Genomic DNA, 19,388 nt, shown 5'->3' with positions numbered 1-19,388 from the left:
CAATCAGAGGACTTCGGCGTCATGAAAACAGGTCGATTTATTACTGATTATTTTGAAAATACGGCGAGAGATAACCAAAACCCTGCGATACGTTGGGGCAAAGGAAATATCTTATCCTGGGAAGGATTATATGTAAGCGTGAAGCGATTGGCTGATCACTTAATGAATGAGCGAAATTTACGTCAGGGAGAATGTGTTGCTATTGGGCTTGAACGTAGCCCAGAGTTTTTAGTCGCAGCATATGCCGTTTTATTAGCCGGGGGCGTTTATTTTCCCGTTGATTCGAAAATACCTGTTGCCCGTTTGTCATCCATGTTTGCAACAGCCCGATGCCGTATTGCCTTCTGTAGCAGAAATCAGATCAACTTATTCACTCAGGTACATGCTGAATTGGCATTAATTAGCTGTGATCAATTAGAAGAGATAACCACACAGCCACGACCAGAGAACGAATGTTATAACTCTTTTCAGTTAAATACACCTGAATTGCAATCTACTGATCCTGCATACTTAATTTTCACTTCCGGTACAACAGGCACGCCTAAAGGCGTATTGGTCAATCATGGCGCGTTTATTAATCGACTGGAGTGGCATCAGCGACACAGTGAAATGATTGATTCAGATGTCATCTTACAGAGAACTGCACTGACTTTTGATGTGTCCTTATGGGAGCTTTTTCTACCGGCTTTAAGCGGTGCAAGTCATTATTTGTTACAGCCGGGATTAGAATCCTATCCCAGAGCTATTGTGGCAGCATTAGCAAATGAAAATATTACGGTTGTTCACTTTGTTCCCAGTTTGCTTAAGCCGGTATTGCAAGAGCTTCAAGACAGTGACATGCAAAGTCATCATATTAAAAACCGTCAAATAGATCTTGAACCACCATTACCTGCTCTGCGCAGAGTATATGTGAGTGGGGAGTCACTACTTGCCAGTTTGGTTGTTCAATTTCATGAAATGTTTCATTTCCGTTGCTTGCTGACCAATTTATATGGTCCGACAGAAGCCGCTATTGATGTTAGTTTTTATGATTGCATGGAAAATCCATCGGGACTTGTTCCTGTTGGGCAGGCTCTTACCGGATGCAAATTGTACATCGTAGATCCGGATAATTTGACCTTAAAAGCAGAGTCGGAAAAAGGCGAAATTGCGATTGGTGGGTTATGTCTGGCAGAGGGGTATTACAACCGTCAGGATTTGACCGATGAGGCGTTTGTATTTCATCCAGAACTTCAGGAGCGAATTTACCTGACGGGAGATCTTGGTTGGTATGAAAAAGAAACAGGATTTTTCTGCCAGGGCCGAAAAGATACGCAAATCAAGCTGCGTGGATTGCGGATCGAATTGGGAGAGATTGAGCATCACTTACTCAATTATCCATCCATTACTGAAGCTGTTGCTTGCGTAGTTGAAGACGATAAACAAGAGCAATGGCTTGTTGCAGCTATCGTAGCGGGACAAGAAGAACTGGAGCCACAAGACATCAGGCAATTCCTTTCGGCACAGATGCCAGCTTATATGCTACCTGCCCGTTACTGGCAGGCTGAGCAGTTACCCCGCTCCAGTTCAGGAAAACTTGAACGGAAAGTGATCGCCCAAAATATTCGGACTCTGTTTTTTAATCAAAACGAGGGGTCACATCATGAATAATCGATCAATTTTTAGATTGGCCCGGTCACAACAGACTATTTTCAAAATGGAACAGTTTAACCTCTCTGGGTATCAATTTTATTTTGGCGGGATCACGCGGTTACGGGGAGATATTTCTCTGGAGCGGATTGCGCGTGCTGCTGAACACGTCCGCAATACGCAAGATGTTTTCCGCATCGGATTTATTAATAAAGCGTTGCATGGGCAGCAAACAGAAAGCGAAGCATTGGCAACCGAAACTACAGAAATGGAATGGTTCGGTATTCGACACGATAGTCCCCAGGCAGAAGTAGAGAAAGCCGATTTCAGCAAATATCCCAATCCTAAGGAAGCGTTTGAATATTGGGTAGAGCGTCAGTTATTGATGGAAGAGGACTTATCACTCACACCAGTGAGGATCTTTGCTGTACGTTTTCAGCCTGATCAATCAGGTTGGTTTTTGAAAGCCCATCACGCTGCGCTGGATGGGATAGGTGTGGCTATGTTGCAGAGTCACCTAATCAAAGAATTGGAACAAGAAAACCCGGATTCAGCAATCGGACAAACCGAATCCTTTTTATTTTCCACCAATGCTGAGGAAGAACAAAATTATGAGCATTCCCGGCGATTGGAAAGAGATGCCGCGTATTGGCAGGGGCTTTTTGGAGAAACTTCACCAATAGATGCCCGAAAAATATCCCGCCGTTATCCGATAGGTGATTATCGTGGATTAGAGCCACGCTCCATGCGTATAGAAGCAACTGTGGCCCAATCGCAAAATGAAATATTACTCCGATTTAAAAACAGTGGTGGTTCTATTTTCAGATTGTTTTTCACTGCGGTTGCTTATACGCAAATGGTGATTGAAGATAGCAACTGTGTGTTATTACAGGCACCTATTGGTAATCGCTGGAGCAGGGAAGAGAAACAGACTATCTCAATGGGAGTGGCTCCTATCTTGGTGCCTGTGTTTCGTCAGGATGGACAGACAGCCACAGACTGTTACCAGAGCCTGCAAAAACATTTGCAAAAAGCACTTATACATTCACGTTATGCGCCCGCGACCCGTTGGGGAGAATTAGCATCACCGGACTGGAAACAGATTATTCCCGCTTTTGGTGTTTCCTACCAAACAGGTAATTTTCAGAAAACAAGCAGTTATACAGAAACAATAATTGAACACCATCAGGCCGTCGAATCTCTGTTTGCTACCATCCATCTCCATGACCGCTTTGCAGATGGTTATTTGGCGATTGAAGCTGATTTCCGCAGAATATGGTCACCTGAACAATGCCATACCTTTCTGCACACTGTGCTTAATTATGCAGTAGATATTGCGGTTGAAGTTATGGCACAAGAGCACACTGATCATCATCCGAAAGCCTATCATACCTCTGACGAATGTTCGGCGGAGCCAATAGGTGTTCATTTACTTAAAGCATTTGAATGCCACACAGACAACGTTTTATTTAAGCCAAATGGGGAAAATAGTACGCTTACTTACCATGAGGGTTTACAGTGGATGCACCGTTTCAGTATGCGATTGCATGATATACATACTGAGAATAAACCTGTACTTATTCTGGGCAGGCGTACCCCTGAAACAGTACTGGCTTATCTGGCTTGTCTGATTAAAAACGTGACGGTTGTGCCTGTTTGCCCCACGACAACACCAACAGAAAGATTATTAACCATCACCCGTAATTCCGGGGCTTCCTTGTGTATTTACACCGAAGCTGACCAAAACTTAGCTGAGACACTGAATTTACCTTTGCTGCGGGTTTCTTTGCATAAGGGAGATAGTGCTCAGAAAGGGATCGTTCAGGAACAGATTGCCTCGACATCGTATCCTGAAATTCAGCATCTATCCTGTAATCCGGCTTATATTCTGTATACCTCCGGCTCGACGGGAGAACCAAAAGGCGTTGCCATTTCTTCTGTTGCATTGGCTAACTATGCGCTGGCAGCGAAAGCAGCATATGCTGATGAAATTCCATTTAACACGCCTCTGTTTACTTCCTTTGGATTTGACCTGACGCAAACCGCTATTTTAGTGCCCATTTTGTCAGGAGGATTTATCCAACCTTATGAACAAGACATTCGTGATAATCCTGAATTGTTACGTGCTCTGCTCGCTGATGAATCCCTGACAGGTGTTAAATGCACGCCATCCCATCTGTCTTTGTTGATCGAGCATGGCATTGGATCCACCAGACAACACCCGCTGACCTTTGTTGTAGGCGGTGAAAATCTGCCGGCTTCACTGGTGAATCAGGTACTGGATTGTTTGCCGTCAGGCAGTGAAATTATTAATGAATACGGGCCAACGGAGGCTACGGTTGGCTGCTGTATTTATTCGATAAACAATGGCGCTAGAAGCATTGAGGAAGAAAAAACCGCGCCTGCTCTTATTACGCCGATTGGTACAGCACTGGGTAAAGCAGAAATATCGATCAGGGATCGCTGGGGTCAAATTATGCCCCGTGGTTTTCATGGGGAAATCTGGATTGGTGGGCCTGTACTGGCAGATGGCTATCTGAACAATAGCACCCAGACAGAAGCAAAATTTGTGTTCAGTGTGGATAAGCAGTGCCGTTGGTATCGTACAGGGGATTTGGGGTTGCAGGATGAACAGGGCATATTCCATTGTCTCGGACGCATTGATGATGAATTTAAAGTGCGAGGTCATCGGATCCATCCGGTGGAGATTGAGAAAGCCGTGGAAGATGTGCTGGTACAGCTTGGTCAATCAGAGGATCATAATCGGCAGTTGAAGGCATTGAAATTAGTCATTGATGAAGCTGACGGCATAGCGGGTTATGAAACTATTGCCTTGTGCAGTAACCAACCAATCCCTCATGACAGTCACCAATTCCAAGATAAATTAAAAGAAAAAATAGCTGAATCCTGGTTGCCGAATCTGTATTGCACTGTGCAACCCTGGCCAATGAATGCTAACGGTAAGGTTGATATAGCGCTGCTTACCTCCGCTGCTGAAACTTACCGCAGGTCATTCATTGATGTTGCACAGTGCCCCTTAACGGATAAACCGGCAGCCGATAAAAAAACGCAGCAACAGGCCGAAAACTATAATCTGCCTTTATGGCTGGATGAGGAATTTTTTAGGCCAATTTGGCCTCACTCGGTGGATCTGACGGCTTCATTTCTTGCACAGGGAGGAGATTCGATCAAAGCAATCCGCCTGGTCGCATTATTAGCGAAAAGAGGCGTTAAACTAGAGATCAAAGAATTGCTGACGTTGACAGTATTAGGTGCAGTATTGGAAACGGCCTGTGCTGAACAACCGGCAGGTTGTGCAACAGATGCCGCAGTACTGGAAAAGCCATTGAAACCAGAAGATGCATTGGAGGAGTTAGCCGCCAGTTGGTTACATTATTTACCCAGTGTTCGCTGGTATCAACATCACCGCTTTATACATGGTGAACGGTTACAGCAAGGTGTTGTGCTCGAAGTCACCTCTGCCTTATCTGCCGAACATATCAATGCAGCGGTTATTGCAGTTAAAGCCAGACATAAAATTTTTTCCCTGCGAGCGAATCAAGATCTGACTGAACTGCATTTTTTGCCTGCTACTTCTGTATTAACGGATATGGTATTAACGGATATTGAATGGGAGTCGCAAAACAGCAGTAAAGTATTGGCACCGGGCGAATCTCTTGAAGACAGGCTTAAGCGATTACAGGGTAAAGTCAGTCTTGCGACTCAGCCCAGTGTGCATGAAGTGATATACGATCCACACGTAAATAAACACTATTTGGTTTGGGTTTGCCATCACCTGATTTGCGATGTGCATTCGTGGATCTACTTGCTGGACGAATTAGAGCAAGCATTAAACACTCCAATCGTTAAAACGAACACTTTTGCTGAGATTGAGGCAGAGCAGGGAGCGTTCTTGTGGGGTAAATGGCTGGCAGACAATCAGTCACAGGAAGAAATGACTGATGTATCCCCCTCATTTGATAGCAATCTCAATGACCAGCCAGCTACGACACCTGTCACAATAGCGTTATCAGTTTCCGGTGATGACTTCCGGCAAATGGAGCAACATAAAAAAGCTGATCGTTCACAACTTATTGCCGCTGCATTGCTGGAGGTGATACAGGAAAACGGCCTGTTACCACCGCAACCTGGCGTGTTGTTTGAAAACCACGGACGTTTATTCTCTGAAACAAAAATGCCTATAGCCTGGAATGCAGCCATGGCAAATGCAGTGGGATGGTTTACCGGCTTCCAACTGATGCAGTTGGATGTGGCTTCGAATCACTCATTGAGTTTTTTGCAAGTGTTGAAATTACAGCAGTATAAAGATAACTCGGATTGGAAAAATCAACTGGGGCTGAATAGCACGGGAGAGAGGCCACTGATTTGCATTAATGATCTTGGTTTCGGTTTCAGTCTGGGCGATAGCAAAGCATGGCAACATATTCATTTAATTCAGTCTCTCTCTGGCGGTTTTCGTCATCCTGATGAAAAAAGTGTGGTGGATTTCGACATACTGACCCACGATTGCCGGGAATCTGGCTCTGTTCTGGTCGAACTGAGTTTGGGCATTCCTGAAACCAATGCCGATGATGCCCTTAACTATCTGACACAACTCGATAACCGACTATCAGCGTGGTGCCGTGCCTGTTGTCATGACATCTATTGTCATGACAATGCCAAATGCAATGACAACCCTGATGAACTGAACAATGGGCAATCTGCTCACGGTCAGGAACACGCATTTATCCCTGCGGATTTTCCTCTTAGTCAGCTCTCACAATCGGAGCTCGATTTCATTATTCATGGAGCCTCAGAATGAGAACAGCTAGTGACTCAGCCAAAACCGTATTTTTATTTCCCGGCGTAGGCGTGCAGCAACCGGACATGTTTGCTGAATTCAAAACCTATCCAGAATATCGGGCATGTTTGGAGGAAGTATCAGATCTGTCACAAGTTGATCTATTTGATGTTATTCATGGCAACCGTCGTGACACGTTGCAGCAAGTCCGCATTGCACAATTGACACTAACGGCAACCACAGTCGCCATTGCCAATATATTGCGTCAGCATTGTGGATTAGTGCCTGAATTTATGATGGGGCATAGCTTGGGGCAATACCCTGCGCTGTGTGCTGCTGGCTATCTTGATTTAGCAACACTGACAAGAGTAGTCAATATTCGTTCTGAAATTGTGGGAGCCTGTGCGAGGCATTATCAGCAGGGTGATATGTGCTGGGTTCTGCATGTTCCCTCCGAAGTTGTTGTGCAGCAAGTTGATAAAGCCCGCATTGATGATGGTATAGCGATCTATGTATCTGCGATTGACGCATTTGATCAGGTCACTATTTCTGGTGAGATGGCAGATATCCGGCGTTTTGCACCGCGTATAGAAGCACTGGGAGGATTACTGTTTCCGTTGAAAATTGGTGGCCCTTTCCATTCACCTTTAATGATTGAGGCAAAGGAAAAATTAGATACATTGCTTGATTTTTTGCCGCAATCAGACCAGCAAAATGCTTTATTGTCTCGCTTAGTTTCACGTTTGGTTTGTAATGTCAGTGGTACGGAGTTACCTGCGGAAAATCTCAGAACATCGATTCTGCAACATCTTATTTCTCCGGTGCAATGGTTACCGAGCTTACAGTACGTTGCGCAAAATGGTGTGACCCGTTATCTGGAAGTCTCGCCTAAAAATGTGCTGAGTTATCTCACTCAACGTGCGGGGCTGCCTATGTGTTCGCTGTGGGGGGCGGATGAAATGTTCACCTCCATTCAGGCATTAAGCACGCAAGAGAATCGGTTGAAACAGTTTTCAGGATACTGTTATTTCCACCTTTACAGCTCAAAGCTACCTGCAATTACAGAGCCAGCGGCGATAGAACAATTGTCTCGTATTCGGAAAAACGTCAGACAGACGATGACAGGATCACGTCTGAAGGTTGAAGAGAGTCATTCTCTCTATCAACTCACACAACAGTGGCTGGAGATTGTTGAGGCAAACGGAAATCGCCCTCTTTGCGTAGAGAAAGTGAAATTACACACACTCTTTGATGCGGTAAGGAGTTGATCATGGCAGTGTTCAGGCATAATCCCATTGAAGAGTTGCTACAGGCGACGCCACAAGCGAATGGATTGTTGTTTCACGCTTTAAAAGATGGCAACAGTGCTTACCATATTGGTGTGGTATTCAGGCTACAAGCGGATGTTGAAAAAGAAGAAATTTTCAACGTGTGGCATCAGATACAACAATCACAACCCGCCTTGCGATCAGTATTTATCTGGCAGGGTATTCGGGTTCCTCACCAGATAATATACGCATTGCCACGCATTCCACTGGAATATGTCCGTATTGATTCCGGGCAGTCTACGTTATCCATCAGACAACATTGTCTTGACTGGCTGGCTCAATCGAAAACAACGCCATTCGCACTTAATAAAGAAGTGTTTCGTATTGCGGCCTTCCACGATATTGACGCAGAAACATTAAATATCGCGTTCTCCTTTCATCATATTTTGATGGATGGTTGGAGTAGTTCGTTACTGATTTCCTTATGGTTGCAAGGATTGCGTAAGCAAAAAATCATGCCTTTGACGGCGCGTTTGTATGCACAGCAACTTTGGCGGGGATTAAGTGAGGAAGAACAGGCAGCCAGCCGTAAATATTGGCAACACACATTACAACAATTGCCCGGTGGAAAAGATGCTGCGACGACCAAACTATTAGCGGAACCCTTGTTTCGTACTTCTGAATATCCGGCAATTAAACACGATGCCAACGTAAGAATAGCAGCAAGTAGTGTATGGAGTGAGGAGCGCAAGGCGGCGATAGAGGCGTTATGCCGTCGTGTTGGGGTAACTCCGGCAAGTTTCATTTATCTATGCTGGGCATTGACATTATCCAAACTGACTTTTCAAAAAACGGTTGCATTTGGCTGTACATTTTCTGGCAGAGGCGAGGCATTGACGCAAGATGGTGATTACCAGCCGTTGGGGCTATTTACCAATACCGTGCCACTGATTTTGATGCTGGATGGCAAATGGGGTCTGGATGTTGCACTGCGCACAATTTTTCAGGTATTGCAGCAGGTTCAGCAACATGAAAAAACACCCCCGCTTCTTATTCGGGAAGAGACGGGAATACGTGATGATCTTTATGACTCTATTGTTGTTTTCGATAATTATCCTATTGATACTACGTTACAGGACAGCCGCCGCGGCATATTTCTGACAGAGCTACACAGTGAAGAGGCAACGCACTTTGGTTTGACATTAACCGTTGCTGGCATTGAACATTGGCACGTTGAGTTAAGTGCAGGAGAAAGTTATCAAGGGGACCCTGCTGCCGTCACGATGGTATTTAATGCGTTCGAATCGCTGGCGGCGGATCTGCTCAAACATACTGTAAATAGCCCGATTGAAGAGAGAGTATTCACTCTTGGTTCAAGTAATCCCGAAGAAGAAAAAAAGGATGGTTTGCAGGAGATCTCGCTGGTAGCAGGGAAATTAAAAGAGCAATACCCTGATATCAACGAATTGCTATCTTGCATTTATCATCGATTCAATGAATTCCCACAGGAAATCAGTTTGATTGACCATCGGAACCGCATCCGTAATAACGAATTGTTACGGGGGGTGGGGATCTTACAGCAACACCTGCGGGAAGCTGGTTTTATGCCGGGGGATCGTGTTGCGGTTCATCTGGAGAAAGGGCTGTTATCCTCTCAGGCAATATTGGCCATTCTGTTCAGCGGCGGAAGTTACTTTTATCTCAACCCGAAAGACCCCTTACAACGTAAAAAGACCCTGCTGGAGTTGGCCAATTGCAGTATGGTTTTATGTGACTCAGCTTTATGTGATTCAGCCTTATTTAATTCATCTTTAAATAATTCGGTTCTGAACGAGGAATTCAGTAGTGACAGAGGACGTTATTTGTTGCTGGATGTTGAATCGTTAAATGCCGTACCCCCGAATAACACAGCAGCCCCCGTACTGTATCGTAATCGTCAACCTGAAGATGAGTTTTACTTCATTTTCACCTCAGGAACGACAGGCAAACCGAAAGGGATCTCCATCCGTAACGAATCAGTGGCAAATCTGCTGGATTGGTTTGTACAAGAAGTAGGCCTGACATCCGCAGATAGGGTGCTCGGATTGACCGATCTGAATTTCGATCCGAGTGTGGAAGATCTGTTTGCCAGCTTTGTCGTCGGAGCGACGCTGATCTATCCAGACCCTCATGTTTTGCTGGAAAGGCAATCCTTTATCGAACTGGTGCAAAATGAATCTGTTACCTTAATCAACTTTATTCCGGGAGCCATTGCGCAACTTATTCAAGATGCCCCTTTCTTTCCCTCCATGCGCTTATGGATATTCGGTGGCGAGGAGTTGTCGAAACATCTCAAAGACCATTTATTACAGCAGGGTTATGCGGTCAGAAATCATTACGGGCCGAGTGAGGCGACAGTAGATTGCCTTACGGCTGAGCAATCTTTGGTTGCGGATGTCGCCATTGGCTGGCCAATTCAAAATGTGGTTGCCTACTGTGCGGATGTGTTTGGTAAGCCATTGCCCGCAGGCATTCGTGGTGAGTTGTGGGTTGGCGGACTTGCTGTTGCTCATGGTTACACGACCAATCCGGTTGAGTCAGCCAAATATTTTGTCCAAGCCAAAGGCATGACTGACTACCCGAACCTGATTAAATCTTTGTATCGCACAGGGGATGCGGTAGTTTTTTCTTGTAACTCTGGTTTTCGCTATCTGGGTCGGATTGATGATCAGATGAAAGTGAATGGTGTTCGCATCGAACCACGAGAATTGGAACTGACTGTCGAAAAGCTGGAACAGGTAACAGCCTGTTATTTGTTGCCCGCAGTGCAGGCAGGAAAGCGCCAATGGCAACTCTTTATTGAGAGCGCAGAATCACCCGCAACACTGGTTCCCCGTGTAAGAGAACATATCCGTCAGCACTTCCCTGAATCGTGGAATCCTGCATTTATTGTGGTGGTGGAGGGTCTTGAGCGCACTATTACAGGCAAAATTGATCGTAAATGGCTTCAGGCACTGGCGGTTGAATGGCAACAAAAGCAAGCGGGCGAACATCATGCACCGTTAACCGATCCGGTAGAGATTCAGGTTCAGGCCGTCTGGAATGAAGTTCTGGGAACTCAGGTTATTGCCAGAGATGTGAATTTCTTCGATGCGGGCGGGGATTCGCTTAAGATCATTGCATTGCAATCCCAGATGCAGCAGGCATTCAGGCAGGACATTGGGATCGCCATCTTATTTGAGTATCCCACTATTGCCTCTTTTGCCGACTGGATAAAACAGCGCCACTTATCATCCGAATGCGCAGAAAATGCCGAAACGATCCGCACTAATCACCGCAAACAGTTATCCCAAGAATCCATTTTGTCGTCGGCCCGATCCGGTAAAAACAGGATGGCGGATCGGCGGCGTAAAGCAAAAGGAAGTTCAGCATGATGAAGCGTGAATATACCGGTAATGAAGTTGCGATTATTGGCATTTCCTGTCGGTTTCCCCATAGCCCGGATTGGCAGCGTTTTTGGCAAAACTTGCTGGCAGGGCGGGAATTGGTATCGTTCTTTTCTCGCGAAGAGCTTTTGGCTATTGGCATCCCGCAGGAGGTTATTGACCAACCCAATTATGTGCCAGCCAAAGCCGCCCTTGAAGATACTGAATGCTTTGATTATCGCTTTTTCGGCTATTCGCAACGGGAAGCACGGAAGATGGACCCACAGCTTCGGGTGCTGCATGAAGTCAGTTTCAATGCTTTCCTTGATGCAGGAATGACTCCCGGAGATGCAATGCTAAATGCAGGTGTTTTCATTGGTTCCACATTGAATCTGACCCGATTTGGGCAATTTACCGGAGCCAGTCAGGATACCTCAGAAATGTTCGATATCGGAAATTATAACGATCCGGCTTCGTTTGCGGCGCAAATCGCTTACCGCATGAAATTGAATGGGCCAGCCGTACATGTGCAGACAGCCTGTTCGACATCATTATCTGCCGTACATTTGGCCTGTAAAGCGTTGCTGGCGGGAGAATGTACGCTGGCGTTGGCCGGAGGTGCCTGCATTACTGATCCTGTAGCGGGTGGATATTTGCATCAGGATGGCATGATTTTATCGCCTGATGGACATTGCAAAACCTTTGCTGAAGATGGAAAAGGAACGGTAAATGGTAACGGGGTGGCAGTGGTATTGCTGAAACTATTGGAAGAGGCAATCGCGGACGGCGATCCCATTCATGCAGTTATCGTCGAATCGGGTATGAACAATGACGGTGACCGGAAAGTTAGTTTTGAAGCTCCCAGCGTTCAGGGACAAGCAGAGGTGATTGCACAGGTCTATCGGCTGGCAGATATTCCGTTTTCAAGCCTAGGAATGATTGAAGCGCATGGTACTGCCACTGTATTGGGTGATCCCATTGAAATTCAGGCATTAAACAGAGTCGCTCAGGAGTTGTTGTCCGCGGAGGAAATTAATCAATTCCGTTGCGCGGTAGGCAGTGTTAAATCCAATATGGGGCATTTGGATGCCGCAGCGGGTATCGCGGGGCTTATCAAAGCCGCTTTAAGTGTCCGCTTTGGGATCATTCCGCCTTCTCTGCATTTTAATCGACCAAACCCACATCTGGAGTTGGAACGAACACCTTTCTGGATACCGCCCAAAGCGACGGAGTGGCCGGAGCAACAGACAATTCGGCGTGCCGGTGTCAGTTCTTTCGGTATTGGTGGAACTAATGTTCATGTATTACTTGAGCAGCCGCCGGAAATTGTTCGTGACGAGACTTGCAAAGAAGCGGAACTCACGGAAAACAGCGTACCAATACAAATATTGCCTCTTTCAGCTCATTCACCTTTAGCACTGGCAAAGTTAACGGAAGCCTATTCGAATCATCTTAGTGTTGTTCAGAAAAAAACGGTTGTTCGGACAGAATTATCAGACTTACCAGCCATTGCCTATCAATTACAGGAGAATCGCGCTACTTACCCAAGCAGAGCTGCTTTTGTAACTGCAAATAGCGATGACTGGAAACAACAGCTTGATGATTGGTCGTTGATAGATAGTTTTTTGATAGATAGTTCTTTGATGAATGGTTTTTCGGGGAATAGCACTTTTTCAGCGACGGAACAGCAGGTTTGGTTATTTCCGGGACAGGGCTCGCAATCGCCAGAAATGGGCCTACACCTTGCAGCAGCTTATCCAGAATTCGGGGATATCTATCTGGGATTACTGAATATAGCCGCTGAATTGTTATCTGTGGATAAAGGCACAGCGATTCACAGAGAAACCATCATCGAATGGATCAAACAACCTGAAAAGCTGTCAACTTATTATCTCCAGCCTATTTTATATGCTTTACAGGTAGCATTAGGCGTTTGGTTACAGCAAATTGGCTGCCGACCGACCGCATTGTGTGGATTTAGTCTGGGAGAATTTGCTGCGGCAGCCGTTGCGGGGGTGTTTAGCCTTGAAGAGGGGATGGAACTCGTGATCGCCCGGGCAAAGCTGATGGACGCGATGCCCAAAGGGGCAGTCTTTGCGGTTAGCCAGAGAGCAGGCAAAAAAGAGCCGGAAGGTTATTCAACTGCCGGATCATTTCCTGAAACATTATGGTGTATATCGGAACTCAGCCCAAAAACATGGACATTAGCAACTGAGGAAGGATTAGTTGCAGAGGCAGAAGCATGGTTAACACAGCAGGGATTTGTTTTTAAACGCGTGGCGGTATCTCATGCATTTCACACACCGATGGTTGAACCTGCCGCCAAAGCGTTTGGTGAATTGCTGAAAAATTATCATCTGCAACCTGCACAGTGTGCTATCTACTCCACTGCGTTGGGACGGAAAATCTCGGCAGACGAGATGAGCAACCCGCAATACTGGGTCAAGCAGATGTTATCTCCAGTACAATTTGGTTCAGCGCTGAAACAGATAGGGCAAGATCACCCTGCGTCACTTTTTGCGCAAATTGGCACAGGCATTGATTTGTTGCAACACACACGTAAGTGGCTGCAACTGAATATGGAAAGGATGATACCGACCTTAGGAATGCGAGGCGCGACTCAAGAAGTTAAATCAACATTGCAGTTTATTGCCAGGGTTTGGATGAATGGGGGCAACATTGCATGGTCAAAGATTCGGCAACAAAATTATGCGGTTACTGATAAAAAAATCCATTTGCCCGGTCATGCCTTTGAACGAGAAATTTGTTTGCTGCAACAGCCTGTTGCCCAGTTGAATATCGCTGCAAAAGCAACCGAAGAAACACCAACACTCTCATCACTGTTTTTCGGTTCAAATTATTACGGTTTCGACTGGGAGAGAGTCAATATTTCGCTGTCAGGCAGTGAGCATACGCGGGCAGTAGCACCAATGACATGGATCATTTGTCAGAAAATAACAGCAAGGGAGCGGGATCTGGTTGAGTTGTTAGCGCTAAATGATAATGAATCAAAGCTCAGTGAAATCACTCTTGCCGACATTAACGCTTCCCACACCGATTTTTCTCATATCTACACCTTATTATCAGATTGGCTGACGCAACAAAAAGTAAAGCCATCCACAGAAATAGATGTGATCTTCACGGGATTGTTGGATGATTTAAGTGCTCAACAGGCTCAGTTATGGGCGTTCTGGTTACCTACGGCTCTGGCAAGATGGAGTGCAACCCTGAATCCAGTTCCGAAAATAAGACTGTTCTTCCCGACGACACAGATGGTGGCCTGGGATGGTACAGAGACACTGAACGCTGAAAAGCATCAACTTCTGGGGCCATTGTTGATCCTGCCGGAAGAATATTCCTATATCTCCACGGTTTGTATCGATTTTAAACAATCAGACGCAAAAACCATTGCCCGTGGATTGCAGCCGTGGAGAGAACAAGCGTGGCAAGGAGGGCAATTCTATTGTTTCCGGCAGGATAATTCGGGTGAAGGTGATTCTGGAGAATATCGTTTTTTCCATCGCAGGGTAACTTCACGTGTGCAAAAACGGACTTTGTCCCAGGTTCTGCCGGACATCAGCCGCAATAGTTGGGTATTGATTACCGGAGCCAACGGCGGCATGGGTGCTGCGATTGCTGAATATTTAACGCGTGTTTATCACTGTAATTTGTTATTGCTGGTGCGCCAGCCGTTGCCGAAAAAACAGGCTTGGCAGGCAGAGATTAATAATAACAGTACCCATGCCGAGCTGTTGCAGTGGGCCTTACAACTGGAAGCGAAAGGCAGTCGGGTAGAGTTTATACATGCTGATTTGGGGAATGAGCAAACTCTTGAAAAAGCATTTGCTCCCGTATTTCAGTTGGCTGCGCGTGGTGTGGGAATTGATTATATCTTCCATACCGCCGGACGGGGAGAAGGCGCTATGTTGCAAATGCGTTCTGAAACAGAATCCATTGCAACTCTGGCTCCCAAAGTGACCGGAACCCGTTTCCTTTGCGATAACCTGCATCGGTTAGGAGATCCCGCACTGTTATTGTTCTCCAGTCTGGGTAACTTATTGCCAAAAGAGAAAGTGGGGCAGATTGCTTATGTTGCTGCTAACGCCTGTATGGAATCTTACGCAGAACAAATGCGTAGCAAAGGGGGAAAAGCGCTGGCGATTGCGTGGGATGACTGGGCAGAATCCGGCATGGCAACACGTTCAGCACAGCAGTTGGATCAGGCTATGCAGAATAGTGCGAATCGTAATGAGACTGACTCCGTTCAAAATAGCAGCATATGGCGTTATCAATTAGATGCTAAAAATGACTGGTGGCTTGATGAACATCGGCTTGATACATCAACCACAGTGATGCCTGCGATGGGGATGGTTGTTCTGGTTCATCGTGCTGTAAGTGAGTTACGTACTGAAATGCAGGATGGTTTTTCATTACAGGGGATCACGATTGAAAGGCCGTTGACTGTGGTTGACAGAGTTAATCTTGATGTCGCCGTAGTTTTTGCAGATGACTCGGATTATTTTGAAATTTTTTCAGGTAATGGTGAATTTTCCCATAAAACGTGGATTAAACATGCCAGCGGTAAAGTCATTTCCTGTCACCGCCAAACCATACCATCTGATAAATCGTTACCAACCCGAATTATTCAGAACCTGTTCCGTGCCAGAAATAATATCGGAGTCAGCCCGAAGGCAGCACTGACTTTTGGCTCTCGTTGGCAAAATATTATTTCCGTCGATCAAACTGCCCCAAACGAAGTGCTGAACCAGTTGCAGCTTCCCGCTGTTTATCAAAGGGAGGTAGAAACTTCCGGCTTGCACGTTGCGCTATTAGATACTGCGACGCTGATTACCTCTCCAGAAGATGAAGATAGGCAATTTGCGCCGGTTTCCATCGGCAGTTTTACCCAGTTTGCGCCAATGTGTTATCGCGTAAAAAGCCATGTTCAGATACAGCAAGTTGGCACCAGCAGATTGTTACAGGTGGATATTTACTCAGAAGCGGGGGAATTACTGGTAGCAATCAATGATCTGTTACTGGTCGATGCAGCTACAGCATTGGCAAACCAGCCAGAGCCATCACAATTACACCAAGTCATGCGGTTGGATAACCAGGGTTCAGACAGAGCAAGTTTCACCTTTATTTCACAGCTTGAGGCGCGTAAGCATCTGGGGCGGCAGGATGTCGAAATTCAGGTCAAAGCGGCAGGCGTTAATTTCAAAGATGTATTAATTGCACTTGGTGTACTGCCGGCTCCTGTTGATCCTACGATGACTTTTGGTCAGGAGGCAGCCGGTATTGTTACCCGTGTTGGTCAAGAAGTCACAAAATTCCGTGTTGGCGATCGGGTGATGTGTGCCGGCCACAGTTGTCTGGCTGAACATGCTGTAATGCCACAGCATGTAGTCGCAACTATTCCGCAAACATTAGGTTTCCAACAAGCCGCCGGTATTCCTGTTGCTTTCACTACCGCCTGGATCGCACTCAAACATGCCGCCAATTTGAAAAAGGGGCAACGTATTCTGATCCACTCAGCAGCGGGTGGAGTTGGTATGGCCGCTGTGCAAATAGCCTTATATCTGGGAGCCGAAGTATGGGCTACAGCAGGTAGTGAAGAGAAACGCCAGTTACTGTTAAGTATGGGGGCGAAAGGGGCGGCGAATTCCAGAACACGGGAATTCGGCAATGTTTTCCGTCATGCGTTGGGAGAACGGCCTTTTGATGTGATCCTTAATGCACTGGCAGGAGAATTGCTGGAAGAAAGCGTCTCCCTGTTAGCACCACAAGGCCGATTCCTTGAACTGGGATTGCGGGATATTCTGCAAAACTGGCAATTAGGGCTGTCGATTTTTGCCGAAGGTGGCAGCTTCCATGCAGTACAGGCAGGTGCAGAGCATCCCGCTTATCAGGAGGCGTGGAATGAAGTCACAACACTGTTCGGGCAGGAAATTCTCAGGCCTTTACCGACGAAGATTTATCCTGTGAAAGAGGTTTCTGAAGCATTTCAGTATATGGCTCAGGGAAAACACATTGGCAAGATTGTCATTGCTATGGAAGAACGGGATAAGACGCTCAGTTTTGTTGAGAAGTTGCAGGCGGAAGGCTTGTCCAATGTGGAAGGCACGCAGATTGCTATGGCAATGGCAGTATTGGTTCAGCAAACCTCATTGCCCTATATTGCGGTTTCTAAACTTCCTGTTGGTACTGTTCTGGAGAAACAACAACATACTCAGCAGATGTTGTTCAGTACCGGCTCGACACCGAATACAGCAGATATCCACAGTGATGAAACTGATACATCGTTGAAAGACGCTAATGCAGAAGATTTACTGCAAGCGATGCGTTCTATGCTGGAAAGCTTTTTAGGGATTGTGGGTTTAGATGTAGATGCCAGTTTCTTCACCTTGGGGGCAACTTCTCTGGATCTGATCCAATTTGCCAAAAAGTTGGAGCAGCGCCTTGAACGGGAGATTCCCGTAGCATTGTTGTTTAAGGCCGCTTCTTTACGCGAATTGAGCAAAGAACTGGCTCCATTGCCATCCACGCAAGAACCATCCATAAAAGCACCATCTGTTGAAAAACAGCCCGTTGAAAAACTGTTCGTTGAAAAATTGTTCGTTGAAAAAGAAGTACAAATGCCTCAAGCAGGGCTTGGGGATAAACGGCGTTCGTTGCAGGCTCGTCGTAAATTACGTGGAACTGCGTCAGGACAAGAGGGCGGAACTCATGATTAATTCCATACGTGTCCGTAGTAAATTTTTTTTTATCGTCATTTGGCTTGTTGCATGGATACCGGGCACATCGGCTAATACGATTGATGTGATACAAGATGATATAAATCCAGTTAATCTAGAAATCATTGGGGACGCAGAACACGACAAAGTAAAACGCGGTCTGGAACAACAGATGAAGCTGGTACAGGTTATCAGTGGGTTATATCGTCGTTGGGATGTGAAGCAGGTTCCTACAGCCGGATTGAGTATTGTTGTTAATGGTCAGGCAGTTTCTTTGCGTCTGGGTAAAGCAGAAAAGGGAATATTTGAACTGGCTTCCACCTCCAAAGCCTTCACCGGCTTGTTGATTGCCTTGCTTGAACGTGAAGGGGTACTTAACCGGCAAGATTTGATTACGCGCTGGCTTCCTGAGTTAGCGGAGCATCCTGAAATGGGCTACTCCGCTATCCGAATTCATGATCTGTTATTTCACACCAGTGGCATTGCAAAAACTACGCTTGATCTGCTGCAACCTGATACTTCTCCCGATGCCTTAACCCATCTGCCGTCACTGCTAAAAAATGTTCCTCTGGCCTATCCTGTGGCAACCAAGGAAGAATACGCTACATTGAATTACAGCTTGCTGGGTTTAGTGGCGGAGCGGGCAGCCGGGAAACCATTCGCGACCTTATTAAGGGAAAAAATCTTTCTCCCTTTAGGGATGAGAAACACAACGGTAGAGAGCCGTGTCTCGGCAGAAAAAACCGAACCGCTGTTGATCCAGGGATATAAAATCAGTTTTACAGTTGCACTGCCTTATGATGCACCACGTTACTTACAAAATACCCCTGCCGGTTATGTTCAGAGTACTCAACAGGATATGCTTATTTGGTTGCAGTTTTTGCTACATCAATTACCGTTACGGGAATGGGTAACGTCTTCACTAGCCGAACTGTATGCTGCGCTGGAGCTGGCCCAACGCCCTTATGCGGGCAGCGGTAAGCAGGGATATGCTTACGGTTGGGATGTTGAAACCGATCAAACAACGTATTGGAGTCATCCGGGACAAAACCCCAATGCTACTGCTTACATCGCTTTTGATCCGCAAGTCGGAGTCGGGCTTGCTTTACTGGGGAACAGTAACAGCCCTCAAGTCATTGAACTCGGACAGTCCATATTCGAATACTTGCGCGGTGCTTCCGCAAAAGTCCTGCCAGAGCAGTTTCCCATTGATATGAATGATCGGATCTCTACAGTGATGGCGGCCATTTTCTGGTTAGGTGGCGTGCTGTGCTTACTGATGCTTTTCTACAAAAGGAAAAAGAAAAGCAAAAGGGAAATAAAAGGTATCGGTAAACCCTTCTTCATGGTGTTTATTGCACTGAATATATTGCTGATATCCATGCTTATGATTACCCCTCCGTTGTTATTGGGATGGAGTTGGTCAAACCTGTTGGTTTGGGGCCCTTTAAGTTTGCCTGTTGCGGCGGCAGGGCTGATTTTCTTTGCCAACACCATCAACCTGTTCTTTTTCCTCACCATGAAATCCAGTCAGTAAAAAATCCAGTGGCAA

Annotated in this window: 6 protein-coding genes; all 6 read left to right on the top strand. The window is 46.1% G+C overall.

The annotated features are described in order from the left end of the window. Positions 1-21 precede the first annotated feature (21 nt). Genes Xbud_RS11915 through Xbud_RS11890 form a run of 6 tightly spaced genes read left to right on the top strand, consistent with a single transcriptional unit; the run spans position 22 to position 19,373 of the window. The gene (locus Xbud_RS11915) at positions 22-1,650 is read left to right on the top strand and encodes an amino acid adenylation domain-containing protein (protein WP_099136262.1); all 1,629 of its coding nucleotides are present in this window, start codon (positions 22-24) and stop codon (positions 1,648-1,650) included. After that, positions 1,643-6,451, top strand: a complete 4,809-nt coding sequence (locus Xbud_RS11910) for an AMP-binding protein (RefSeq protein WP_099136261.1) — start codon at positions 1,643-1,645, stop codon at positions 6,449-6,451. The genes Xbud_RS11915 and Xbud_RS11910 overlap by 8 nt, the downstream gene beginning before the upstream one ends. Further along, positions 6,448-7,698, top strand: coding sequence for an ACP S-malonyltransferase (locus tag Xbud_RS11905; protein ID WP_099136260.1), 1,251 nt, complete (start codon positions 6,448-6,450; stop codon positions 7,696-7,698). The genes Xbud_RS11910 and Xbud_RS11905 overlap by 4 nt, the downstream gene beginning before the upstream one ends. A gap of 2 nt (positions 7,699-7,700) precedes the next feature. After that, a complete protein-coding gene (locus tag Xbud_RS11900; protein ID WP_099136259.1) occupies positions 7,701-11,111 on the top strand; it encodes an AMP-binding protein in 3,411 nt (1,136 codons plus the stop codon). Then, the gene (locus tag Xbud_RS11895) at positions 11,108-17,836 is read left to right on the top strand and encodes a type I polyketide synthase (protein WP_244589934.1); all 6,729 of its coding nucleotides are present in this window, start codon (positions 11,108-11,110) and stop codon (positions 17,834-17,836) included. The genes Xbud_RS11900 and Xbud_RS11895 overlap by 4 nt, the downstream gene beginning before the upstream one ends. Then, positions 17,829-19,373, top strand: a complete 1,545-nt coding sequence (locus Xbud_RS11890; protein WP_244589933.1) for a serine hydrolase domain-containing protein — start codon at positions 17,829-17,831, stop codon at positions 19,371-19,373. The genes Xbud_RS11895 and Xbud_RS11890 overlap by 8 nt, the downstream gene beginning before the upstream one ends. Positions 19,374-19,388: the final 15 nt, after the last annotated feature.

This window comes from Xenorhabdus budapestensis (assembly GCF_002632465.1).
Classification (GTDB): domain Bacteria; phylum Pseudomonadota; class Gammaproteobacteria; order Enterobacterales; family Enterobacteriaceae; genus Xenorhabdus; species Xenorhabdus budapestensis.
The sequence above is the reverse complement of the archived record's forward strand: the minus strand, read 5'-3'. Positions and strand labels throughout refer to the sequence as shown.